This window comes from Halopelagius longus (assembly GCF_900100875.1).
Lineage (GTDB): Archaea > Halobacteriota > Halobacteria > Halobacteriales > Haloferacaceae > Halopelagius > Halopelagius longus.
In genome coordinates this window covers 137,262-160,783 of record NZ_FNKQ01000006.1, presented here as the reverse complement: position 1 = coordinate 160,783, position 23,522 = coordinate 137,262, and the positions used below count along the sequence as shown (strand labels likewise).

The window sequence follows — 23,522 nt, the reverse complement described above, 5'->3', positions numbered from 1 at the left end:
GCGTATGAAAGTGTAGTCCGGCCGTCAGTTCGCCCCGACCGATTCGGTCAGCGACGCGCAGACGTTCTCTCTCGTGACGTTCTCCGTAACCAACTTGTTCGTCTTGGCTTTCAGCCAGTTTCCGGAGCCGCTCACGTTGATGTTCTTGAACGAACTGCCGGGCGACCCGACGAGCCTGACGATGCCCTCCTGGTCCGGGACCGAGAGACAGCAGTCCGAGAGAATCGAGTTCGGTCGGCCCTTTATCTCGATGAGGGGCGTCGTACTGGTCGCGACTTCTCCCTCCACGACGATGTTGGTCAACTTGACGCCCCACGGTTTCGCCGCCGTCGTTCCGAGGCGCGGGTCCTTCGGGTCGTCGACGCGAATCGCGCGGGCGTTCGGGACGTTGATGACGAACCGACAACTCCGAACCTCGAACGCGCCCGCGGACCCGTCGGCCCAGATGCCCGAGAGGATGCGGCCCTTCGGTGCGGATTCGAATACGAACGTGCAGTTCTCGATGTATCCGCCTTTCAGCCCGAGGTTACCGGTCTCCCAAACGATTCCGTTCGGGTTTATCAGCTTCCCCTTGTTTTTCCTCGCGGCGTTCTCCGTATCGACCTTGAAGGTGCAGTTCTTGACGAACGACCCGCGTCCGCCGATGCGTATCGACGCCTGGTTGTTGTTGACGAACTCGGAGTTCCGTACCTCGACGCCGCCGGGGGCGCGCGAACAGTAGATGGTGTTCGTCCCGGTGTTCTTGAACAGGCTGTTTCTGATGACGAGGCGTCCGACGTGGTCCTCGCCGAGCCAGATGCATCCGGCGTTGGCCGTCCCGTTCAGGTGGCCGTGCGAGACGATGTTCGTCGGTCCGGTCCGGACGAACGTATCGACGATGGCCGTCCCGTTCTTCGAGAGTATCTGCGGGCTGAGATTATCGACCGCGCCGTTCTGCCTCGTCGGGTTGAACCCGACGTGCTCTACGTTCTGGACGCGGAGGTTGTCGTCCAACCGGAGGATGTTCCCGATGGATCCCGGGCCGTTTCCGTGGTCGAACGTGACGTCCGCCAACAGAAACCCGTTACCGCCGTTTCGGACGTTGATGAACTCCCGTCCGTCCTTCGCGGGCGTCCAGAAGGTGACCTTTCCTCTGTCCTCTCCGATGCCGCGAACGCCCAACGTGTTCGCGCGTTCGACCTCGTGGGAGTTCTCGAAGCGGTAGCGTCCGGGCGGGAACTCGAGGAGGGTGGACTTCCGGCCGAGAAACCCGACGAACGCGTCGTCTATGGGTTGTTCCCCCGTCGGGTCCATCCCGAGGTCGTCGACGGCGTTGAGGACGGTATCGAAGTCGAACCCGTACGGTTTCGACTCCGTCTCGGACTCACCGCTCGGAGTTCGAGCCGATTCGCTCGACGGCGTGGAGGTACCGGTGGGCGGCGACTCGGTGGTATCTTCGCCGCCGCACCCCGCGAGTGCACCGGCGGCCGCGGTCGCACCGAGCAGTTTGAGATACCGACGGCGGTTCATTCTATCTCGTTCCTTGCCCGCTTGTCGGTATGGTTATATTCACCGTAAAGACACAATCTGGGAGTTCGACACCAACGGGGACCGTCCGCGGCGCGCGGAGAGGGGACGCCATCTCACTCGAGATATCCCAAATCGCGGAGTCGTTCGGTCGCTTCGTCGGCTGACTCTCCGGTTTTCGATTCGTCCGACCTCTCCTCGGCGAAGACGGTCCGGCGACTCTCGCCTTCGACGACTAACCACGGCACCTTCACGAGGTTGTCGGCGTACACGCCCGGCGGGTGGCCGTACATCTTCATCGGCACCGGACAGGGTTCGGGACGTTCGCCGACGAGGTTCCCGTGGTCGGAGGTGACGACGCTCTTACCGCCGAGTTCGTCGATAAGCCGTTCGACGTGGGGGAGGGCGATGCGGAGGTTCTCCTCGTACGCTTCCCAGAGGGTAGACTCGTCTATCTCGCCGCGTTGGAGCATGTCCCACACGTTCATGTGGTCGCTTTTGGCCTCCTCGCCGTCGGCCATCCGCCGCGAGAGTTCGATACCGGCCTGTTCGCCGAACAGTTCGCGGCCCCGCGGACCGATGAACGGGTAGTGCGGTTGGACGAAGTGGCTGACGATGCGCTTGTTGGGGTACTCCTCCTTCGCGCGGAGGGTCGCTTCCACCATCGCCTCGGGCGTCACCGTGTTGAACTCGTCGTCCCACGCGTCGCGCCACACGGAGACGGTGTCGTGGAACGGCGAGTCGAGTCGGACGTCCACCTGCGGGTTGGCGGTCACGTACACCACGTCGTCGAACTGCCCGCCGCGGAAGTTCCGCTTGAGGAACTCCTCGGTGTTCGACCCCTTCGAGATGCGGTGTTCCAACTCGCCCTCGATGGTGTTGTTCTCGGCGAACATGTCGTAGCGGCAGGCGTCGAGGATGACGAGGTTGTCCCAGTCCTCGTCGAAGTACTCGACGCCCTCCTCGCGCGGTTCCACGTACTCGAAGTACGGTTGGACGACGCCGGCGCGGACCCCGAACGGGAGGGCGATGTCGCGCCACCATTCGGGGTCGTTCCAGTACCGCTTGAGGTTGTTGAGTAGTATCGATGTGTCCATTTAGATTCCCTCCGTCGCGGGCGTCTCCGCGGTGTTTCCGCTCGTCTCCTCGCTCTCCTCGGCTCGCGTTCCGGCGGCGATTGCTCCGTCCGCGACCGCATCCGAGTCGGCGGTCGCAGAGAGGTACTCCGCGAGGGCGTAGGCCATCCACGCCTGACACCACCGCATCAGCGTGAAGTTCTTGGTGTAGAGCCGGCGCTTCTGGTAGTAGAACTGTCCCTGACCGCCGTAAAGGTTCGCGAGGGTCCAGTCGATGATGCGCCGCGCGAACGCGGTGTCGCCCGACTTCGAGAAGACGATGATGCCCTGCGTCGCGTGGTGGATGTCCTTCGGGTACGACTTCGACTCGTCCCAGTTCGGGCCGCCGTCCGGGTCGAAGAGGACGGTGCGGTAGAACTCCAGCGCTTTATCGAGCGTCTCTTCGTAGCGCTTCTCGCCGGTGACCTCGTGGTAGTGCTGGTACGACTCGATGATGAAGCCGTTGTGGTGGTTGTCCATCGAGAGGTGCGACGCCGACGGCGGGTCGCGGTACTTCCACCCGCCGAGGTCCGTCTGCTTCGTGGCGATGTAATCGAGGAGTGCGGCGGCGCGTTCGCGGTACTCCTCGTCGCCGAACTGGTCGTAGAGGTCCACGAGGAGGCGCGCGCCTATCGCGCCGCCGTTGAGCGTGTAGAACTCCCCGTCGTACTCCGGTTGGTAGACGATGCGCGCGCCGCCGTCCACCTCTTGGTACCGGAGGTCGTCGACGAGGAAGTCCGCCGCAGATTTGGCCGCCTCCTCGTACCGTTCGTCCCTGTCGGCGAGTCGGCAGAGCGCTTTCACCGCGAAGGAGGTGGGAATGACGTTCGGCGTCTCCGCCTCGCGGAACTCGCCTATCTGCTGCATCGCGTGGCGGTGACCGCCGCAGAACCCGCTGTACCCCTCGCTTTGGTTCTCCAGCAGCCAGTTCGCGAGGTAGTCGGCCTCGTTCGCGTACAGTTCGTCGCCCGTGAACCGGTGGGCAGTCTGATTCGCCATCGCGAACAGCGCGCTCCCTTTGAAGTTCTGACGCTGTTCGACGAGGAAGAAGGGACGGACGTTGACCGGCGCGCGCTTGATGCTCTCTTGGACGGCGATGTTCACCCACTGGTCCTCGACGGGGAGCGCTCGCAGGAGTTTGCTGCTCATCCCGTCGAAGTAGTCGTACCCGGTGTAGTCGCGGGCCCTCGCGTACGCGAGCGTGTCTTCCAGCAGGCCGACGATGAACTCCCGGTCGTCGGCGCCGCGCCGCGAGTCGAGAGAGAGACGATGCGCCCGCTTCAGCCGACGCCGCCGGCGTTCGCGCAGCGGTTCGAGAACCGATGTGACGATATCTGATGAGGGAATCATTGGTTTGAAATCCTCGCCGAGCGACTCGCTCGGCCGTTTGCGTTCACGAGCAGAGACAGGTCACCGGGGCTTTGTTATACGGCGTATGACCGCCGCCGTCGCGTCGTTCCGCCGACTCTCCGCCGACGCCCATCGCCCCGTCCGCCGCCCGCGGCCGTCCGCCGCACTCCGCCTCCCTCCGTCCCTCTCGCGCTCCGCTCGGCCGCCGGATTCAGAGGATTCGGTCGGTTAGGACGGGTGTAATCGGCGTCTGCGCGCCGAGCGTTCTCCTCTCGTTCGGGCGCGCGCCCGTCCTCCGCGTCCCGCGCGGCGCGACGATTCTCCGCGTCCGTTCTGCTTAATAGATACATAACAAACTTTGAGAGTAGCGTCGAAAAGGGCAATGGACGAGGATACGCCCCTCTCGCGACGATCGATGCTGGGAACCGGCGCGGTGGCGCTGGCGACGCTCTCCGGTTGTCTGGGGGGCGGCGACGAGTCGACGCCGACGCCTATCGTCGAACGTCCCGCGGGGCAGGAGATAGGCGGGACGACCGACGAGACGTGCGAGAGACCCGAGACGCGGGACTCCGACGACCGCCTCGTCGTCGAGTTCGACAGTCGGGAGGCCCTCCGCTGTCAGGGACGACTCCTCGACGGGTTCGAAGAACTCTCACAGTGGAAGACGTACGAGGGGTCCGTCGGCGGCGACCTCTCGACGGTCGCCAGCGGGACGCAGTCCGCGCGCCTCACCTCGAAAGACGGGTCCCGCGCGTGGATGTACCGCCGGTTCGAGGACGGTATCGACCTGAGCGACCGGGACGTGTCCCTCGCGGTCCACCCCGGGCAGGGCGACACCCGCGTCGCGCAGTTCCGCCTGCAACTTCTCGCGCCCGACCGGGAGAACCGCGTCGAGATGTGGCACGGCGTCGACGGCGTCGCCGGATGGGTGCGCCTCGACTCCGGTCCCACGGAGTTCGTCGGCGACCCCGACCTCGGCGACGTTCGAGAGGTGCGCATCCAGTCGCTCGCCGGGGAGGCGGACGCGGTGTCGTGCAACGTGGACGGACTGCGGACGACGCCGAAACTGTCCGACCCCGGTGTCGTCGTTACCTTCGACGGCGTGCACACCACGCAGTATCAGCACGCGTTCCCCATCATGCGGAAGTACGGGTTCTCGGGGGCGGTGGGAGTGACGCCGCGACTCCTCGGGACGTTCAAACACCTCGACGAGTCCAGACTCCGAGAGATGCAGGACGAGGGGTGGGACGTCGTGAGCAACCCCCGGCGCGAGAAACCGCTCCCGAACTACTCGCCCGAGAAACAGGAGGAGGCGCTCAGGAACGTCAAACGGTGGCTCCTCGACAACGGGTTCGAAGAGGGCGCGCGGTTCGTCCACTGGCCGGGGGGTCGGGCCGACGCGGCGACGCTCGATTTGGGCGCGAAGTACCACTACATGGGCTTTCTCGACGGGCAGTCGCCGACCGGACGCGTCACCGGCCCGATGACCGTCGGCCGCGTCAACGGCGACGACGTGGAGCGAACGCTTCAGGCGCTCGAACGCGCCGAGCGAAGCGGTCAGGTCGTCGTCGTCGAGTACCACACCGTCGGCGCAACGAACGACAACAGGGCCACCGTCGAGGAGTTCTCCCGGACGATGCGGCGAATCGACGAACTGGGACTCCGCGTTCTGACGCCGTCGGAACTCTGGGAGATGCAATCGACGGGCATGTAACGTCGACTTAGCCCGTAAACGACCGAAATCGGTTCTCTATTCGAGGATACGCGGTGTCAGTCTGCACTCGAAGAATGTCACGTGTTCTCACTTAACACGCATATAACAACAGTCGGTACCGCACTCTATACTATCGATGGACGGGAACACGTCCTTCTCACGGCGGTCGGCCCTCCGGGCGGGAGCACTCGTCGTCGGCGGCCTCGGAGGGTGTCTCGGGGGATCGGGTGAAACGACTCCGGAACCCGTCGTCGACCACCCCGCGGGGCAACAGATAAACGGGACCACCGACGACTCGTGCGAGACGCCCGAGAAGAGGGACTCGAAGGATCCCCTCGTCGTCGAGTTCGACAGCCGGGAGGCCCTCCGGTGTCAGGGGAAACTCTTCGACGGGTTCGAGGACATCTCGCGGTGGAATACCTACGACGGCTACGTGGGGGGTGACCTCTCGACGGTGGTGCAGGGGGTGCAGTCCGCGCGCCTGACCGCCAAGCCGGACCAGTCCCGTGCGTGGATATACCGCCGGTTCGAGGACGGACTCGACCTGAGCGACCGCGACCTCTCGCTTGCGGTCCACCCCGGAGAGGGGCAAAGCAGGGTTACGCAGTTCCGCCTGCAACTCCTCGCGCCCGACCGGGAGAACCGCATCGAGATGTGGCACCCCGTCGGCGGCGTCCGCGGGTGGGTTCGCCTCGACTTCGGCCCCACGGAGTTCGTCGGCGAACCCGACCTCGGCGACGTTCGGGAGGTGCGCATCCAGACGTGGGTCGGCGCGGAGCAGGCCGCCTCCTGCAACGTCGACGAACTCCGGACGACGCCGAAGTTGTCCGAACCGGCCGTCGTCATCACCTTCGACGACATCAACGTGACGCAGTACCGGAACGCCTTCCCCATCATGCAGAAATACGGGTTCTCAGGCGTCGTGGGGGCGATTCCGTGGGTCGCGGATCAACGGGGCCGAATCGGCCCGAAGCGACTCCGGGAGATGCGGGACGCGGGGTGGGACGTGGTGAGCCACCCACAGGACGAGAATCCTCTCCCCGCGTACTCCCCGGAGCATCAGGAGAAACTGATTCGAGCCTCCAAGCGGTGGCTCGTCGAGAACGGGTTCGAAGAGGGCGCGCGGTTCGTCATCTGGCCGTTCGGCCGTACCGACGCGAAGACGCTCGATTTGGGCGCGAAGTACCACTACATGGGCTTTCTCGGCGGCAGATGCCCGTCCGGACGCATCACCGGCCCGATGACCGTCGGCCGCGTCAACGGCGACGACGTGGAGACGACGCTCCGCACGTTGGAACGGGCGAAGCGGAGCGGTCAGGTCGCGGTCATCATGTACCACACCGTCGGCGGGGGCGGTGACCGAATCACGACCGGGGAGTTCGAGCAGACGATGCGGCGAATCAAGGAACTGGGCCTCCGCGTCGTGACCGCGTCCGACCTCTGGGAGATGCAATCGACGGGCATGTGACCCCGAACCGGTCGGCGAGGGCGTTCTCGCCCGACGCACCCACGCCTAGATTTTTGTACACTGCCGAGTCGATTGTCCCTATCAGATGCCCCGGCATCGCCGTTCGACCGCGCCGGAACCCCTCTTCTCGCCGGCCACGCTCAGAGTCGACCTCCCGGCGGCGGTCGAACCCCGGCGCGACGCCGCCGACCCCGATTCGTCGGGTGACCGAGCCACCCTCGGCGACACCGCCGAACGGGTAGCGAACGCCGTCGAACGGGCGAGTCGGGCGGAGGCGGTCGAATCGGTCCGGGGCGCACTCGGGTACGACGACACCGCGGACGGCGCGCCCGCGTCCGTCGCGTTCGAGAGCGTCGCCCCCGGCGAACTCGAACCGCACGGGCGCGGGCGGACGACGCGACGCCTCGTTTCCCGCCTCGCGTCCGACGGCGGCCCCGAGTGGGGCGTCGCGACGGACGGCCGGTACTGGCGACTCCACGGCGGGACGCCCGACGAGGAACGGTACCACGAAGTCGACGTGACCGCCCGGGCGGCCGCCGGTCCGGAAGCGCTCGAACCGTTCGTCGCGCTCTTCTCCCCCGAGGCGTTCGCGGGGGCGGCCGACGGAACGGGCGGGGGAGCGTCGGGGGCGGCGGACGCTCTCCTCGCCGCGGACGGCGACCGGCGGCGCGCGGTTCGCGAACGCCTCCGCGCCCGAACCGTGACCGCCGTCGAGGAAGCGTCCGAATCGGACCGCCTCGGGCCCGCGGCGGCACTCGTCGCGCGCCTCTCGTTCGACCTGTTCGTCGCCGACCGTACGGGACGGTCCGCCCTCGTCGGCGCGGACGAACTCGTCGCCGCCCGGCGTGCCCTTCGTGACGCCGCGGCCGCGGCGGGCGAAACGGAGGACGCACTCGCCCGGACGCACGCCGAGACGTTTCGCCGGTGGACGAGGGCCGCCGCGCGGGCGGACCCGATGGACGCGTTCGGCCTCCCGGAACCTCTGCCGATACTCTCGGCCGACGAACTCGCCCGCGTCGCCGACGCCGTTCGCCTCGCCGCACTCCTCGCGGCGGTTCCGGTCGAGGGGGCAGTCGTCGAAGCCGACTACCGGACGGTCGACGCCCGCCTCCTCGGGGCCGTCTACGAGCAACTCGTCGCGCGCGGCGCGTTCACCGCCGAGTCGGACCCGTCGGTCGCGGGTCGCCGGAAGGACGAGGGGTCGTTCTACACGCCGGATCCGGTCGTCTCGTACGTCGTCGCGCGGACGGTTCGCCCCCTCGCGGCGGCGGCGCACCGAGACGCCGAGGCGGCCGGCCGCGACTCCCGGAGCGACCCGGATTCGGACCGAACGTTCGAGGAACGCGTCCGCGAGAGGCGGGTTCTCGACCCGGCGATGGGAACCGGGAACTTCCTCGTCGCCGCGGTGGGGTGTCTGACCGACGCCGCGCGCGAGGCGGCGAGAGACGACGACGCGCCGGTCGTCCCGCGCGCGACGCGGCGCGCCCGAATCGTCTCCGACTGCGTCTACGGCGTCGACCGGGACCGGCGGGCGACCGACGTGGCGAAGTTGACGCTCTGGGCGGAGACGCTCGGCGAGGGACTCGACCGGACGGAGCGTCCCTCCCTCTCGGACCGACTGGTGACCGGCGACTCCCTCCTCGGGTCGGCGTCGGAGTTGTTTCCGGACGCCGTCGCGGCGGCGGGCGACCGAGTCGAGTTCGACGCCGTGGTCGGGAACCCGCCGTGGAAGGGCACCGCCGGCCGCGCCGACATCAGCGCTCGTCTCTCCGAGGACGTTCGGTCGTCCATCCGCGAGGCGTTCGAGTCCGCCGAGGGTACCCAACCGAACCTCGCCGCGGCGTTTCTCGAACGCGGGCGGCGACTCGCGCCGGGGGGCCGCCTCGGGTTCGTCGTCCCCGACGCCGTCCTCGTCCGCCTCGGCGCGGAATCCCTCCGGCGGTATCTCCTCCGCGACGGCGGACTCACCCACCTCCTCCGCGTCGGGTCGGTGTTCTCGGACGCGAACGAGGGGGCCGCTATCGTCGTCGGCGCAGACGAGGGACGGGACCCGATTCTGACGTGGCACGGCGACGCCGAGGAGTTCGCGGCGGCGGCGGCGACCGACTCGTTCGAGTACCGTCGCCTGCGGCGGTCGGTGGCCGAAGGCGAACGCTACGCCCGGCTCCAACTCCTCCGCGACGACGGCGCCGACGAGATACTCCGCGAACTCGAAGGACTCGACGCCGTGTCCGCGCGCGCGTCGGTGGGCCGCGGCGAGGAGTTCGGCAAGCGCGACGACCGAATCGCCGACGAACCGGGCGAGGGGCGCGTCCCCATCGTCTCCGGGGCGGCGGTCAGACCGTACGGAATCCGCCCCGACGCCGTCCGGTACGTCGAGGCGGACGCGGTGGCGAAAGACGTGTACGACCCGCCGAAACTCGTCGCGCGACAGACCGGAAGTTTCCTCGTCGCCGCCGCGGACGAGGCGGGGCGGACGAACCTCAAGTCCGTGTACGACCTGCACGTGGACCACGACGACCCGAAGGCGGCGTTGCATCACCTCCTCGGGGCGGTCAACTCGACGGTGTGTAACTACTACCACTACGTCCGGCGGAACGCCTACCCGGCGCAGTTCCCCCAGCAGAACCAACGGAACTACGAGACGCTTCCGGTGTGGTCCGGCGAGACGGATTCGGAACTCGTGGCGTTGGTCGAGTCGCGCGTCGAACTCGCGCGGACGCGACTCGCACTCGATTCGGACGTTCGTTCGCACGTCGCGTTCGAGGAGGCGGATGTTCCCCTCGCCGCGTTCGACCCGACGCCGGCGGACGACCCCCTCCTGTCCGCCCACCGCGGGACGACGCCCGGACTCCGAATCGACTCGCTCTCCGTCCGCGCGGACGGTTCCGACGCGGTCCTCTCCGTCTCCTACGGCCGGGAGGGCGGCGGGGCGACGCCGCCGCGCGAGGCACTCCGGTTCTCGGACGCCGCCGCCGACGTTCGAACCGTCCTCGACGCGTGGATACCCGCCGTCTCCGGGGCGTCGTTGGCCGACCGGCGGGCGACCGGACTGCGCCGCGTCGGACGGAGCAGTCGGACGACGCCCGCCGCGCGTCTCGGTTCGCTCCGCGTCCCGGACCCCTCGAAGTACGCCGAGACGATGGCCCGCTATCTCGCCGTCCGCGACCGGCACTCGTCTCTGACCGACCGCGCCCGCAGACTCGACGCCCGCATCGACCGGCGGGTCGCGGAACTGGTCGGACTGACCGACGACCAACTCGCCGCAGTCCGGGCGACGATGGCCGACGTGGACGGGTGGTCGTCGCTCCGCCCGTGACCTCCGGCCGGTTCGCTCCCCGTTCTCTCGACGGCGATCTCCACTCGATAGAACAAATATTCTTGGACTAACGCTCGTGGAGGACTGGAGTGACTGACTCCTACCGGGATCAAATACAGGGGTTATCAGGCTCTGTGGGTTAGAAATTCCAAAAATTCTAGAATCTTTGCAAATTCTACTCGCAGAGCACCGGTTTCCGCAGTTAGCGGCCTTTTTCGCGCGTGGATTCGCGTATAGGAGCGTTCTATTCCGGGATGTGATATCGGATACACGAAAAAGTGCATTACGATTATTTATATTCATTTTCTCTCCACGACGAACGTCGCTTCGCGTTTCGTCGGGGCGCCGAACTGTCCACGCGGGCTATAGGCGGCCCCGCAGTTTATGCACGAGAGCGAACAAGCCCGATGCGATGCCCACGAGCGACGCGGACGACTCGTCCGTCCGTCCCACGCCCCTCGACGATATCCTCGTCCCTCACGACACGAAAAAGGAGTCGGTCGCCGCCGCCGGACACGCCTTCCGAATCGCGCAGATGTTCGACTCGACGGTTCACGGACTCTACGCCGTCGAATCGTCGAACGTCCTCGACGGTCCGTCCTCCGACGACGCCGAGTACTCCCACGAGGAGATAGACGCCATCGTCCGACAGGAACTCGAACGACAGGGAGACGCCGCCCTCACGCAGATGGCCGACCGCGCGGAGTCCCGCGGGGTTTCGTTCGTCCGGGAGATACGGACGGCGTCGGCCACGCAGGCGATTCTCGACTACGCGGAGGAGAACGACATCGACATGATAGTGATGGGGAAAGGTCGGCGGAAGATAGACGGCCCGTCGACTATCGGCGGCGACCTCCTCCACGTCCTCCAGTGGACGGACATCCCGGTTCTCACCGTCTCTAACCCCGTCAAACTGTAGCGTTCCTCCGAGAACGAGAGGAGACTTCCTCGTAAAAGCCGATGGCACCCTGCCGGTCGGAACTAACCTGATGCGCGGAGACGTGTCGAAGCCCGCACCGACGAACTGCTGTCTCGGCTCGGCTTCTCACAGGACGGCCCGGCTAGCGGAGTAAGAGGCTACTGCCTGCAGTTCGGACGACGGCGGCGGCGTCACCCGTGCGCTTAATGGGCCCAACCACCAAGCACGAGTAACGGAATGACCGACGAAGCCGCATCCCTTCGCGGCCCCTCTCCGAGGGTACACTGCGGTTGTAAGGTCGGTAGCGTCGCCGACCGATACGGTCTCGGGGACGTGTCGCGGGAACTGGGTGTTCTCTGGACGACCGACGAGGAGGACCGCTACAGTCTGCGCGAGTTGGCGGACCACTTCAACCAGCGAGTGGTGGAGTCCGCCATGTTCGACGCCGGAATGAACCCCCTCGAAGGCGAGGTGGAGAACGTCTACCGCCTCCTGACCGACGAGGAGTCGAGCGCCGGCCACCGCGTGCAGGCCGAGAATCGACTGGAGTTCGAGGGCGTCTCCGTCGCGGAGGTTCGGGACGACTTCGTCACCCATCAGACGGTGTACCGCCACCTGAAGAACTGTCTCGAGGCGGAGTACGAACGGGAGACGGGCCCCTCGTCGAGAGTCGAACGCGACGTGGACCGAATCGAAGCGCTCCGGAACCGAATCCGGGTCATCGTGGACGAGACGGTTCGGAGACTCTGCGACGCCGGTCTGTTCTCGATAACGAGTCCGAGCGCGTACGTCGAAATCCGGATTCTCTGCGAGGAGTGCGGCGCGCGGTACTCCCCGCGGGAACTCCTCGAACGTGACCGCTGTGACTGCCCGGTCGAACTCGACCGGTAAGGGGGTGAGGCGTTGCGCCGACGCCGTCACCGTTCGGTGACGGACGACGAGGTTTCGACCGAGTCGGTGGTGTCGATATCGACCGTGTAGTACTCCGCTTCCTGCGGAACGTCGGTGATGAGCGTGACCGTCTCCTGTACGTTCGCGCCGAGGCGTATCGACTCGCCTCTCACCCTCGTCACCTCCTCGTCGTCGCGGTAGAACGGTATCTCGACGGTGACCGAGCGCTCTTCGCCGTCGTTGGCGAGGACGACCCAGAACTCGACTTCCTCGCCCGCCGCGTCGTCCTCGATTTTGTCCGTCCCGGCGTCGGCGAACCGCGTCTCCACGTCGATGACGGAGACGCCGTCGACCGCCCCGGACCGCGCGTTCCGAAAGAGGTGAATCCGATTGCGGGCGGCGTGTAACTGCTCTTCGACCGCACCGTCGGCGCGCGTCTCCAACTTGAGGAGGCGGTTGTCTACGGTGTCGAGGACGCCCTCCTCGTCGGTTCCCTCCGTCTCCGTTCGCTCCGTGTACTCCGCTATCTGTTCTTCGACGGCGTCGAGTTCGTCGTCGATGTCCCCGTCGCTCTCCTCGCGGGCGCGTTCGAGGTTGTCTCTGATGTCGATAATCCGCGGTACGGTTGCCATCGCTGTTCCGCGTTCGGTCGGTAACGTAGGTAGTTGTTGTGGCCCGAACGGTCGATTTCGGCCCGGTGCCGGTCGCGGACGCGTCCGTCTCCGCCGGACGCTCTCCCCTCTCGTTCCGACGTCGATTCCTCCGGAATTTTATCGGTAGCGGCTTTGAAACGTCCGGAACGGCTCGGATTGGCCCCCGCGCATAAGGCAGTTCGCACCGAACATGAGTGTGAGTGTCTTATGTCTAGAGAAAACGATACCGGTCGCGAGAGTCGAATGACAAGAGACCACGACACGGTACGAGGATGGATAGAGGAGGAGGACCACGACGCCATCCCGGTCCGTTACTCCGGCGTCGAAGGCGAGTCCAACGAACTCCGAATCGTCCCGGAGTCCGAGGTGACGGACACGCACGAGGAGATGACGTGGGACGACTTCGGACGGGAACTGGAACAGTCCGAACGCGTCGTCGTGTACCACGGTGAGGGCGACTTCGAGGTCATCGACCGCGACGAGGCGGCCACACGCGCCACGGTCGACAGCGAGGGCTTCGAGGAAGCCCTCCTCGAAGGCGAGACGGTGACGAGCGAAGTCACCGAGACGAAGGTCGTCGAGCGAACCATCGTCGAAGAGGCGACCATCGAGAACAAAGTCGTCGACAGGCGAATCATCGACGAGGAGATCGTCGAGGCGGAACTCCTCGACCGCGAACTCGTGGAGTTCGGACTCCTCGTCGACGATCCCGAGACGATAGAGGTGAGCAACATCAACCGGTACGACGCCAGCTTCCCGCCGAACGAGGACATCGGCGTCGAGGCCACCCTCGACGAGGAGTGGCGACTCACCAAGGAGCGAACCGAGGAGTTAGTCGTCGAGAGTCGAGTCGTCGACACCGAAGCCGCCGAGACGGACGCGACCGTGTCCGACGATATCGAGGCGAGCGTCGACACCGAACACGTTCAGCGGTCGGTGCTGCAGAGCGGTATGTTCGGCGACGAGGTGGGGGCCAACGAGATAATCGAACGCGGCGACATCCGAAGCGAGTACCACGAGGGCGCGGTCGTCCGCACCCAACTGCCGGTCCGGACCATGGTCGAGGAGGATATCACCGTCCAGAAACTCCTCACCGGGACGTTCACGGAGGGCGAGACCCTCGAATCGGCGACCGTCCGAGAGACGGAGCTCTCGAGCGAAGTCGTCTCCAACTACGAGTTCCAGTCCGACCTCCTCGCCGCCCAAGAGTCCCGTGAGGGGACCGAGGTCGAAGGAACCGGAACCGTCGAGGGAGGCATGACCGAATCCGAAACCTCCCGCGAGGGAATCACCGGGTCGGAAGGCTCCCGCGAGGGAATCACCGACGACTCCGACGCGGGGATGACCGAGTCCGAAGGCTCCGTCGAGGGCATGGTCGGGTCCACCGACGAGGGGTCCGGTCAGCGTCCCGACGACTCCGTCGCCGCGACGCCCGAACGGTACCCCTCCGAGGAGGACGAGGGCAAGCAGGTCGTCAACCAAGACGGCGAGAACGTCGGGAAGGTCAAAGACGTGCGGGGAGACACCATCTACGTCGAACCCGACCACTCGCTCACCGAGAAAATCGCCGAGTCCCTCGGATGGAGCGACGAGGACGAGGACACCTACCCCGTCGAAGCCGAGAGCGTGACGAGCATCACCGACGACCACGTCTACGTCTCGACGTCCTCGTCGCCGTCCACCGCGACGTAAGCCCGTCCGTCCGCCGAGTATCCCGTTTTCTTTCGCCGTCCGCACCGACAGCCCCGGGTACGGCGTCGGCATCGAGGGAGCCGGAGTACCCAAGTGCGTTCCGTCCCATCCCCCGCACACCATGTCGAACGAACCCGACGACGCCGACGTGAGACGCACGACCGAACCGACGCTTGCACGGACGGTCATCGAGAATCACGGCGGGTATCCGGCCCACGAACCGCAGAGCGAGGGGCAAGGCGACGGCGGACTCCTCCGGGTCGGCATGCGCGACGAAAACGAGGACCTCAAGGAGATAAGCTGGGAGGCGTTCGAAGACGAGTTCGAGGAGAAGGACCTCGAGTTGGTCTACGCCGAAGACGCGGAGACGGACGTCGGCGGCGACAAACCCCTCCGACTCGTCGAACGCGAGAGCGACCAGGAGTGAGCGAACGGCCGGTCCGTCGCACCTCCGTGCGATATCTCTCGACGGACGCGGCGGGCCGTTTCGAGTCGGTAGTCGTCGCGGCCGTCTTCTTCTCGGCGACCGTCAAAAAGAGAGGTCGCCCGTTTCGTCCGCTTCGATCCCCCGTCAGTCGTCGTCAGACGGTTGCGTCTGCGGCGAGGGCGTCGAGTTGGACGCTCGACTCATCCAGCGGTCGATGTTATCCGAGACGTACTCGTGACCGCCCACCCCGACGGAGATGCCGACGCCGAGGGCGATTGCCGCGGCGAGTCCCCACGCCAGTGCGCGGGCGAACAGGTACAGTATCTGCACGTCCACGCCCATCGTGTCCAGGCCGATGACGACGACGGTGAAGTAGAGGAACATCCTCGTTCCGAGGGCGAACCACGAGGTGTAGGCCGTCTCCGTCGCCGCCCGCGTCCGCATTATCATGTCGCCGACGAAATCGGCGAAGATGAACCCGAACAGGATGATGAGCAGTCCGGCCACGAACGTGGGCAGGAACGACACCGCGCGCGAAATCCACTGCGAGAGCAGCGGGATCGCTAACACGTTGGACATCGCCAGCACCGCGAGTGCGACGATGAACCACTTGGTCAACGAACCTAGCGCCGATGATATTCCCCGTCCGCTTCTCGTCGTGTCGCCGTCGCCGAACATCCGTCCGAGAGGCGTCCCGCGCGCCCGTTTGTCGAGGTCCGCCCCGTCGGCGAGTCGCTGTACCGCTTTGCCCACCACGATGCCGATTAGCCACCCGATGATGAGGATGACTATCGCGCTGACGAGTCGCGGTAGGAACGCGACTATCTGCGATATGGTCTGTTGCAGGAACTCCGGTACCGCTTCTAACTGTAGTACTGTCGGAATCATGTTGCACCCTCCCATTGCTATTCGCTCATGATCGATTAACTTCGATGCCTGTGTGTGCCGGGACGCGCAGTCCGGTGTGCGACGAACGCGCGTTACAGGGATACCTCCGTAACAACGCGGGGGGAGAACCCGCCGTCCGCACGGCTAGCGATTTCGGACGCCGTTCGACGAAAAGACGGTCCACAGTGGTCGAGATGGCGTGTGCTCGCGGCGGCCGGCGGCACGCCGGACTCGGTCAGGAACCGAGAACGCCGGTCGCGCCGGGCGCGATGAATCCGATGGTGGCGAGGACGTACAGGATGACGAGCGAAATCAACCACGCGATGAGCGCGATTCCGCCGGCCTGCATCCAGCCTCCGGGGTAGCGCCAGTTGATGACGCCGATGTACGCCACGAGCGCAAGTAGCGGCCCGAGAAGCGGTATCCACCCGACGAAGAAGGCGACGACGCTCCACACTATCGACGCGATGAGGGCCGAGACGATAGCGTACGTGAAGTCGCTTTCGTCGACGATGATGCGCGCGCCGACGTAAATCGCGGCCGCGCCGATGAGCAAACTGACGACGAAAACGATAGCCGTGTCGATGAGCGCCATGCCATAATTGTTAGACCCGTGTCAACTATGCGCTGTGCCTTCCTATTCAGGTACGCTCCCCCTCCCCCAATCGAACTCCTTCGAACGCTCTCTCTCCACCCAACCGGCGCGTTCGACCCCCAGACGCCGTTTTCGCCCCGCGTCCGCCGGGACCACCCTCCACTAAATGCAGGCACTATCTTGGTAACCCCTCGGGCGGAAGTGACAACTGCAATGCCTATCGGTAAACTCGCAACCCAAGACGCAGTCACAGCAAGCAAAGACACGAATTTCAAGGAAATCGCCGGGAAGATGGAGTCCGAGATGGTCGGGTCGATAATCATCGAGGAGGACGAGAAACCGGTCGGCATCGTCACCGACCGCGACATCGCCTTCGCCGCCGCCGACGGGATGGACGTGTCGTCCACCGCCGCCGAGGAGATAATGAGCGAGGACGTACAGACCATCGACGCCGACATCGAAGGCTACGAGGCGATAGAGCAGATGAGCGACACGGGCGTCCGCCGGTTCCCGGTCGTCGACGAGAACGACGAACTCGTCGGAATCGTCACCGTCGACGACGTCGTCGCGACGGTCGGCCGCGAACTCGAACAGATAGCCGACATCATCGAGAAGCAGTCGCCCGAGTACTCGCCCGCGTGAGGCGACCGGCCGCGGACGACTGCGCTGTCCCTCGGCGGAGACGCGCCGTCGGTGCCACCCGGACCGCCCGAAGATACTCCTCTCTCCCGGCGGTACACCGCGTATGGCGCACCGTTCGGGGCCGACCGTAACCGACCGCCACGAGTACCTCCTGACGCGGTTTCTCCAACTCGCTCTCGCCGGACTGGCGGTCTTCGGCGTCGTCCGCGGTAACCTCGGCGTCGCGTTCAACGCGGGCGTCTCCTTCGCCGTCAGTTGGCTTCCCGCGGTCGTCCGCCGCGAAATCGGTCTCCGGATGGACCTGCACATCGTCCTGTTGATAACCGCCGCCGCCACCCTGCACGCGATCGGGACGCTCGGTCCGTACCGGAACATCTGGTGGTGGGACTACGCGACGCACGCGTTCTCGTCGTTCACGGTCACCGGCGTCGCCTACGCCGTCGTGGTCACGGCGAACCGCCACGCCGACGGCGTCTCCCTCCCGCAACCGTACCTCTCCGTCGCTCTCGTCCTGTTTTCTCTGGCGGCGGCGGTCCTGTGGGAAGTCGTCGAGTTCGCGGCGACGAAACTCGGGCACGCCTTCGGCACGCAGTCGGTGCTCGTCGTCTTCGGCGTCTCGGACATCGTCACCGACATCGTGTTCACCGCCCTCGGGGGCGTCGCCGTCGCAATCGGGGGGACGCGGTACTTCCGAACGCTCGCGCGGAAACTCGTCGCCCGCCGCCCCTTCTCCTGAGTCCCCTCGGCCGTCCCGGACGCGTCGTTTTCGAGTGCTCGTCCGAAACCCCTCTGTCGGATTATCGTTCGAGTCGGCCGTTCGACCGCGCTGTAATGCGCGTAACCGGGAGAAAAACGAACATCGTGTAATCCGTATTAGGAAATTAAAACCAACAAGAACTTATACCAGAACGCGTATTTCGCGACAAGAGATAACACATGGACGAAGAAGATTTCACGTGGCTGATTCAGGAGTTCAACATCACCGCCGAACGGGCCAGCGACCGGGGAATATCGCCGAAGGAGTTCGTCGTCGCTCTGGAAGCGTACGGCGACCGCGCCCGAAAGCAGTGCGAGGAACCGATTCCGGAGTGACGCCGTTCGGCCGGTAGGGACGCGACCCTCGGCCGCCGAGCCGTCCGGCGAACACGTATTTAGGAGTCGGTTCGGAACTGTCTCTCGATGAGGGAGACGCACGCATCGCTCCTCCGGGACCAAGGGCGAGGCATCGCTGGAGCGCTTCTGGTCGTCGGCCTCTCGCTCCTGTACACGATGGAGACGTGGTGGCTCGCCGCCACGCTTCCGATGAGCTACCTTCTCGTCTACGCAGTCGGCGGGCTCGCGGTGGTCACGGTCACCACCAGACACGTCAACTTCCGCGTTCAGGGCCGGGACCCCTCCGAGCGGAGGTGGTGGGGAGTCGTCGTCGACTTCTCCGAGTTACTGCTTCAGAGTTTCGTCACGGCGTACCTCGTCTTGCTCCTGTTCGGCATCCTCACGCTCAACGACCGGCTTCCCGTCGTCGTCAGGCACGGTCTGATTCAGGTCGTTCCGCTGGGGTTCGGAGCCTCCGTCTCCAACCTTCTCGTCCAAGAGGGGGAGACGTCCGGCGGCGAGGCGGACTTCCCGAAGAACGTCGCCGTCTTCACGCTCGGGGCTCTCTTCGTGGCGTTCCCCGTCGCCCCGACGGAGGAGATGGAGAAGATAGCGAGCCACATGGGGTGGGCCCACGCGCTACTTCTCATCGTCGTCAGCCTCCTCGTCTCGCAACTCATCCTTCACGAACTCGGCTTCCGAGACCAAGAGGGGCGCGTCTCGACCCGTTCGCGCGTCCACCAGTGGGGAATCGCGTTCGTCGCCTACGCCGTCGCCGCAACCGTCTCCGTCGCCCTCCTCGCCGCCTTCGGACACTTCATCGACACGACGCTCTCGGAGGCGGTCCAACAGGTCGTCGTCCTCTCGTTTCTCGCCTCCGTCGGGGCCAGCGCCGGGGAGGTGGTCATCTGATGAGCGAGTCGGCCGACGGCGCGAAGGACGGCGGACCGGACGGCGGGATGTCCGCCGTCGAGAAGGCGATAATCCTCGTCAGCGTCGCCTTCACCGTGTCGCTGTTCGCCTTCGCGGCCGTCCAGATGGTCTCCACGCACTCGGCTACCGCGCCCACGGTGGACGTCGTGAACCGACAGACGATGGAGAACGGCGACGTCGTCTTCGTGGTCAAGTTCGCCAACGACCAAGACGCCGGCATCGAGTCGGCCACCGTCGAGGCGAACTGCACGTCGCCGCCGACGACGTTGGAGTTCACGAACGTCCCCTCGGACGGGACGCGATACGGTCGAATCGTCTGTCCGCCCGGAACGGAGGACCCGGGGGTGTCCGTCGCCGCGTGGAAGGAGTAACGGAGCGCGCTCGTTCGTCGATACCTGAGTGACGCCTCCCGTTACCCGTTCCCGTTACAGATATATCGGTGTAATGGAATACCCGGACGTTCGGACCGACGAGGGACGGGCGAGAATCGCCCGACGGGGACGCCGCCTGCTCGAAGTTCGCTACGGGGAGTCGGCCCAGTTGTACCGCATCACTAAGTCGTCCTCGTCTATCTCGTCGGCCAGGCCCTGCACGACTTCGTCGCGCGAAAGGTCGCCGAACTGTTCGAGTTCGTACGGTTTGACGACGACGGGCGAGGACTCGCCGTTGGCGATGCGCTCTTGGAGTTTGGCGACGCCGTAGACGAGCGCTTCGGGGCGCGGCGGGCATCCCGGAACGTGGATGTCCACGGGGATGGCTTCCTCCGCGCCCTTGACGACGTTGTAGCCTTCTTGGAACGGGCCGCCGGAGATGGTGCACGACCCCATGCCGACGACGAACTTCGGCTCGGGCATCTGGTCGTACACGCGCTTCATCCGCGGTGTGAACTTCGAGACGATAGTACCGGGGATGATTATCACGTCTGCCTGTCGCGGCGACGCCCGGGGGACGCCCGACCCGAAGCGGTCTAAGTCGTGTTTCACCGCGTACGTGTGCATCATCTCGATGCTACAGCAGGCGATACCGAACTGCAGCATGAACATCGAGGACCCGCGAACCCACTCCATGAACTTGTCGAACTTCGTGAGGATGAACGGCGTCGAACCGAAGGCCTTCCGAAGCGGCGAGTTGAAGCGGGTATCGACGCCCGTGTTCCCTTTCCGGGCGTCCTGCGTTCCGGTCATTACCTCGTCTTTGTCCGGCGTAACGAACGGTTTCTCTTGTTTCTCGCTCATGATTAGTCTGGTTGGTAGGAGGAACGCCCCGCCGGTGACGGTGCGACTCCCGAAGCCGTCTCACTAGGGGTAGTGGCCTCGTCGTACATAGGCTTACGGCCTAACGAGGACGTCGTGACGGTGCGGGCCGCAGACTTTTGTGGCTTTGCCGAGAACAGAGTTGGTGATGACCGACGACCTCGAGACGACGGGAGAGCTTCGCTCTCTGGAGATGAACCGAATCAACGAGATGTTCAGCGAACAGGAGTTCCCGGTGACGACGGAGGAACTCCTCGAGGAGTTCGACGACGTGATCGTCAACTACCCCGGCGGCGACTCCGAGATGCTCAGACCCATCCTCGAAACGTCGGGAAGCGAGACGTACGACACCTCGAAGGACCTCCAACTGGCCGTCCTCAACGGCGTCAGTCGGAACGCGGTCGGCCGACCCCGGTACAGCGACCGGGACCCGCCGACCGTCGGCGACGAAGAGGACTTCCAACAGTCGTTCTGAACGCTCTCGATTCTGTCGCCTCGTTTCCCACAATAGTTAACCGAATTCCGTCCGACTTCGTACCGTACATGAACATCGAAGACGCCGGAGACCTGTTCTTCTACGAACTCAAAGGCGCGTACTACATCGAGACGAAAGTCGCCGAGGAGTTGGCGGAGTTAGCCGACCAGGCGAACATCGAGACGCTGGACGAACAGGCCGACGAGTCGTTCCGCGAGGACGTCCACGACGCGTTCCGGACGCACCACGACCAGACGGAGACGCACGTCGGGCGGTTAGAGGAGGTGTTCGACGCACTCGACCGGCAACCCGAGACGCACGAGATTCGGGCGGTCGACGAGATATTCGCGGAGAAAGAGCAGTTCAACAACGTCGTACTCAACGACGCGGCGCGGCCGCTTTACTACCTCGACGTGGGCGCGAAAGTCGAACAACTCGAAGTGCAGTGTTACGACTCGCTACTGCAACTCGCCGAGGCGTTGGACCTCGACGACGGCGTCGTCGATACGCTGGCGGCGAACCGCGAGGAGGACGAGGAGGCCCGCAGACGCATGACGGAACTCGCGGAGGGCGACGGGGCCGACGAGGTTCTCGCCCACCTCGTAGACGAGACGACGGTCGTGTAGGCGGCGAACGCGCCCCCTCTCCGACTTGTGAGTTTCCTCGACGAATCTGCCATATCGTTTAACAATCGATAGGAGATATACTCATCCATGGAGTTTCCCGAACTGACGTCCCCGGACGGTGCGTTCACGTACCTCATGGCGGCGATTATCGCTGTCGCCCTCGTCATCGCCGTGTACATCGTCGCAGTGTACGCCGGCGTCGCCCCCGCCGTGTGAACAGCCGTCACGATTTTGTCGGTGGTGGCGGTAGAAGCCCTCAGACGAACCTCGAAACTCTCCCATGACACTCACTATCAACCACTGTACGGTCGGGGGCGAATCGGTCGGAGAGAGCGGTCTGCTCGGTTTCCCGGCGGTCAGACCCGAACGATGAGGAGGGACGAACGCGTCCCGCACGGGTGGCAGACGAACCCGTCGAACCCCTCGAAGCGACGGCGGAGCGTCGCGCTCTCGATGCTCGGTCTGGCGACGACCGTCTACCTCGCGTCGTTCCAACTCGGCGTCGTCTCGTCCGTCTGGGACCCTCTCTTCGGAACCGCGAGTCGGACGGTTCTGACCTCGTCCGTCTCGTACGTGCTCTCGGTACCCGTCTCGGCGTTCGGGTCGCTCGGGTTCGCCGCCGCCGCCGCGACGGCGACGCTCGAAGGACCGGAACGATGGCGGACGCAACCCTGCGTCGCCATCCTCTTCGGGGCCACCGCGCTGATTCTCGGGGCCGGGAGCGTCTCGCTTCTCCTCGCGCAGTCCGTCTTCGTCGGCGCGTGGTCCGCGCCGTGTCTCCTCGCGGCGGCGGCGTCGCTCGCTCTCGTCGGAACGGCCACGGACGAGACGCTGGCCTCCCTCCAGTACCTTCGGCAGGTGTACGACTACCGAGGGTCGCTCTGGCGCGCGTTCTGGAAGGGGTCGCACGTACGCTCGCGGGCGAACGAGTCCGAGGGGTAGTCGTGGTTCCGAAGGTTCGGAACGCGTGGGCCCAGTCTCTGAGCGTTCTCGTCGGCGCGTGGTTGGTCGCCTCGCCGCGTCTCGTCGGGTACGACGGTTTCGCGGCCGACGTCCACCACGTCGTCGGCGTCCTCGCGGCGAGCGTTTCCTTCGTCGCCCTCTGGGAGCACGTGCGACCGCTCAGGCTGGTGAACGCGCTACTCACGCTACCGCTCTTCTCCGCGCCGTTCGTCGTCCCCCACCCGCCCGCCGCGACGGCCAACGCGTTGTTCTCCGGCGCGTTGCTCGTCTGTCTGGCGTTCGTCCGCGGGCGCACCTCCGAGTCCTTCGGCGGCGGGTGGTCCTCGCTTTGGACCGGCGACGTCGGCGACCGGTCGAGAGACGAGTGACTGACGCGCGCTGTCGCGTTAGTGTGTAACACATTTGCAAGCACGTCCAACCAGCTCATACCGCTAAATATGGCGTATTTCGCCACGTGAGGCGGTATCTTCGGCAGTTACCGCTCTCGGCGAACGCGCTCACCCTACACATACAGGCACAGGGTGTATCACCGAGGCCGTTCCCATTTGGAGTACCACAACGATGTGTCCCCCCCCTTCCCGACTCCGACCGGAGCGTCCGTCAGTTCGTCTCCGTCTGCTCTCCTCCCTCGGTGAGCGACGCTTCCCCGCGAACCCGACGACGAGACGCGCCGGTCGGAGTCTCTCCCCCGGTCACCGCAGCCGTCACTCGGCGACTTCCGTGTCGCACGAACATCACCGTTCCCTCACCCCACTAGCCCATGTTATTCGACGAACCCGAGCGTAGGATCGAACTGCCGAAACGACGCTCCCGGCCGCTCCTCTCGGCCGAGCGACGTGTCGCCGACTACTGCTCGATACGCGCGACGATGCGCGAGGTGAACCGACACCTCACGCTGGACGACGAAATCGAGTCGATGATGCCGATGCACGGCTAACGAGTTCGGCATCGATACGGCCTTTCCACCTCTTTTCGCACGTCACACCGACGGTTCGGACGCG

The 23,522-nt window shown here is 65.4% G+C and carries 25 protein-coding genes; 18 read left to right on the top strand and 7 right to left on the bottom strand.

Annotated elements, in window-relative coordinates; translation table 11 throughout:
• Nucleotides 1-24: 24 nt before the first annotated feature.
• The 3 genes from BLS11_RS18290 to BLS11_RS18280 all read right to left on the bottom strand — a co-directional run bounded on the left by BLS11_RS18290 (nucleotide 25) and on the right by BLS11_RS18280 (nucleotide 3,905).
• A complete protein-coding gene (locus tag BLS11_RS18290; RefSeq protein WP_092539246.1) occupies nucleotides 25-1,509 on the bottom strand; it encodes a twin-arginine translocation signal domain-containing protein in 1,485 nt (494 codons plus the stop codon).
• 113 nt (nucleotides 1,510-1,622) lie between these two features.
• Complete coding sequence (locus BLS11_RS18285) at nucleotides 1,623-2,603, bottom strand: hypothetical protein (RefSeq protein ID WP_092539245.1); 981 nt, start codon at nucleotides 2,601-2,603, stop codon at nucleotides 1,623-1,625.
• Nucleotides 2,604-3,905, bottom strand: coding sequence for an antibiotic ABC transporter permease (locus BLS11_RS18280; RefSeq protein ID WP_394327409.1), 1,302 nt, complete (start codon nucleotides 3,903-3,905; stop codon nucleotides 2,604-2,606).
• Nucleotides 3,906-4,353: 448 nt separating this feature from the next.
• On the opposite strand from BLS11_RS18280, the gene BLS11_RS18275 reads away from it, so the two are divergent.
• The 5 genes from BLS11_RS18275 to rdfA all read left to right on the top strand — a co-directional run bounded on the left by BLS11_RS18275 (nucleotide 4,354) and on the right by rdfA (nucleotide 12,282).
• Entirely contained in the window at nucleotides 4,354-5,685 is a 1,332-nt protein-coding gene (locus BLS11_RS18275; protein WP_092539244.1) for a polysaccharide deacetylase family protein, read from the top strand.
• A 136-nt stretch (nucleotides 5,686-5,821) separates the two neighbouring features.
• Nucleotides 5,822-7,153 carry a polysaccharide deacetylase family protein gene (locus BLS11_RS18270; protein ID WP_092539243.1) on the top strand — a complete coding sequence of 444 codons (1,332 nt, stop codon included), beginning with the start codon at nucleotides 5,822-5,824 and terminating at the stop codon, nucleotides 7,151-7,153.
• Nucleotides 7,154-7,238: 85 nt separating this feature from the next.
• Entirely contained in the window at nucleotides 7,239-10,472 is a 3,234-nt protein-coding gene (locus tag BLS11_RS18265) for an N-6 DNA methylase family protein (RefSeq protein ID WP_092539242.1), read from the top strand.
• Between the two features lie 412 nt (nucleotides 10,473-10,884).
• Nucleotides 10,885-11,391 carry a universal stress protein gene (locus tag BLS11_RS18260; RefSeq protein WP_092539241.1) on the top strand — a complete coding sequence of 169 codons (507 nt, stop codon included), beginning with the start codon at nucleotides 10,885-10,887 and terminating at the stop codon, nucleotides 11,389-11,391.
• 237 nt (nucleotides 11,392-11,628) lie between these two features.
• Nucleotides 11,629-12,282 (top strand): rod-determining factor RdfA, encoded by a 654-nt coding sequence (gene rdfA / locus BLS11_RS18255; protein ID WP_092539240.1) that lies wholly within the window; start codon nucleotides 11,629-11,631, stop codon nucleotides 12,280-12,282.
• Nucleotides 12,283-12,308: 26 nt separating this feature from the next.
• On the opposite strand, the gene BLS11_RS18250 is transcribed toward rdfA, so the two are convergent.
• Nucleotides 12,309-12,914: a DUF7553 family protein gene (locus tag BLS11_RS18250; protein WP_092539239.1), complete on the bottom strand. Its 606-nt coding sequence runs from the start codon at nucleotides 12,912-12,914 to the stop codon at nucleotides 12,309-12,311.
• Nucleotides 12,915-13,178: 264 nt separating this feature from the next.
• On the opposite strand from BLS11_RS18250, the gene BLS11_RS18245 reads away from it, so the two are divergent.
• Both BLS11_RS18245 and BLS11_RS18240 read left to right on the top strand, forming a co-directional pair.
• Nucleotides 13,179-14,627: a DUF2171 domain-containing protein gene (locus tag BLS11_RS18245; RefSeq protein WP_092539238.1), complete on the top strand. Its 1,449-nt coding sequence runs from the start codon at nucleotides 13,179-13,181 to the stop codon at nucleotides 14,625-14,627.
• A gap of 121 nt (nucleotides 14,628-14,748) precedes the next feature.
• Entirely contained in the window at nucleotides 14,749-15,054 is a 306-nt protein-coding gene (locus tag BLS11_RS18240) for a hypothetical protein (RefSeq protein WP_092539237.1), read from the top strand.
• 144 nt (nucleotides 15,055-15,198) lie between these two features.
• Here BLS11_RS18240 and BLS11_RS18235 read toward each other — a convergent pair whose 3' ends face one another.
• Both BLS11_RS18235 and BLS11_RS18230 read right to left on the bottom strand, forming a co-directional pair.
• Nucleotides 15,199-15,942, bottom strand: a complete 744-nt coding sequence (locus BLS11_RS18235; protein ID WP_092539236.1) for a mechanosensitive ion channel family protein — start codon at nucleotides 15,940-15,942, stop codon at nucleotides 15,199-15,201.
• A 235-nt stretch (nucleotides 15,943-16,177) separates the two neighbouring features.
• Nucleotides 16,178-16,537: a hypothetical protein gene (locus tag BLS11_RS18230; protein WP_092539235.1), complete on the bottom strand. Its 360-nt coding sequence runs from the start codon at nucleotides 16,535-16,537 to the stop codon at nucleotides 16,178-16,180.
• Between the two features lie 213 nt (nucleotides 16,538-16,750).
• Between BLS11_RS18230 and BLS11_RS18225 the strand changes: the two genes are divergently transcribed.
• The 5 genes from BLS11_RS18225 to BLS11_RS18210 all read left to right on the top strand — a co-directional run bounded on the left by BLS11_RS18225 (nucleotide 16,751) and on the right by BLS11_RS18210 (nucleotide 19,575).
• Nucleotides 16,751-17,179 (top strand): CBS domain-containing protein, encoded by a 429-nt coding sequence (locus BLS11_RS18225; RefSeq protein WP_092539234.1) that lies wholly within the window; start codon nucleotides 16,751-16,753, stop codon nucleotides 17,177-17,179.
• 103 nt (nucleotides 17,180-17,282) lie between these two features.
• Nucleotides 17,283-17,915: a DUF2238 domain-containing protein gene (locus BLS11_RS18220; RefSeq protein ID WP_092539233.1), complete on the top strand. Its 633-nt coding sequence runs from the start codon at nucleotides 17,283-17,285 to the stop codon at nucleotides 17,913-17,915.
• A gap of 200 nt (nucleotides 17,916-18,115) precedes the next feature.
• Nucleotides 18,116-18,271 (top strand): hypothetical protein, encoded by a 156-nt coding sequence (locus BLS11_RS19580; protein ID WP_175454502.1) that lies wholly within the window; start codon nucleotides 18,116-18,118, stop codon nucleotides 18,269-18,271.
• Nucleotides 18,272-18,358: 87 nt separating this feature from the next.
• Complete coding sequence (locus BLS11_RS18215; RefSeq protein WP_092539232.1) at nucleotides 18,359-19,183, top strand: DUF2391 family protein; 825 nt, start codon at nucleotides 18,359-18,361, stop codon at nucleotides 19,181-19,183.
• Nucleotides 19,183-19,575 carry a hypothetical protein gene (locus BLS11_RS18210; protein ID WP_092539231.1) on the top strand — a complete coding sequence of 131 codons (393 nt, stop codon included), beginning with the start codon at nucleotides 19,183-19,185 and terminating at the stop codon, nucleotides 19,573-19,575. Before BLS11_RS18215 ends, BLS11_RS18210 begins: the two co-directional genes overlap by 1 nt.
• Nucleotides 19,576-19,725: 150 nt before the next feature.
• Here the strand turns inward: BLS11_RS18210 and BLS11_RS18205 are convergent, their stop codons facing one another.
• A complete protein-coding gene (locus tag BLS11_RS18205) occupies nucleotides 19,726-20,439 on the bottom strand; it encodes an NADH-quinone oxidoreductase subunit B (RefSeq protein ID WP_092539230.1) in 714 nt (237 codons plus the stop codon).
• A gap of 166 nt (nucleotides 20,440-20,605) precedes the next feature.
• Between BLS11_RS18205 and BLS11_RS18200 the strand changes: the two genes are divergently transcribed.
• From BLS11_RS18200 to BLS11_RS19575, 6 genes are all read left to right on the top strand, one after another.
• Nucleotides 20,606-20,932, top strand: coding sequence for a DUF5789 family protein (locus BLS11_RS18200; protein WP_092539229.1), 327 nt, complete (start codon nucleotides 20,606-20,608; stop codon nucleotides 20,930-20,932).
• A 68-nt stretch (nucleotides 20,933-21,000) separates the two neighbouring features.
• Nucleotides 21,001-21,558, top strand: coding sequence for a YciE/YciF ferroxidase family protein (locus tag BLS11_RS18195; RefSeq protein WP_092539228.1), 558 nt, complete (start codon nucleotides 21,001-21,003; stop codon nucleotides 21,556-21,558).
• Nucleotides 21,559-21,645: 87 nt separating this feature from the next.
• Nucleotides 21,646-21,774, top strand: a complete 129-nt coding sequence (locus tag BLS11_RS19905; RefSeq protein WP_258555553.1) for a hypothetical protein — start codon at nucleotides 21,646-21,648, stop codon at nucleotides 21,772-21,774.
• Nucleotides 21,775-21,927: 153 nt separating this feature from the next.
• Complete coding sequence (locus BLS11_RS18190) at nucleotides 21,928-22,500, top strand: vitamin K epoxide reductase family protein (RefSeq protein WP_092539227.1); 573 nt, start codon at nucleotides 21,928-21,930, stop codon at nucleotides 22,498-22,500.
• 2 nt (nucleotides 22,501-22,502) lie between these two features.
• Nucleotides 22,503-22,889, top strand: a complete 387-nt coding sequence (locus BLS11_RS18185; RefSeq protein WP_092539226.1) for an SPW repeat domain-containing protein — start codon at nucleotides 22,503-22,505, stop codon at nucleotides 22,887-22,889.
• 392 nt (nucleotides 22,890-23,281) lie between these two features.
• The gene (locus tag BLS11_RS19575; RefSeq protein WP_175454501.1) at nucleotides 23,282-23,458 is read left to right on the top strand and encodes a hypothetical protein; all 177 of its coding nucleotides are present in this window, start codon (nucleotides 23,282-23,284) and stop codon (nucleotides 23,456-23,458) included.
• Nucleotides 23,459-23,522: the final 64 nt, after the last annotated feature.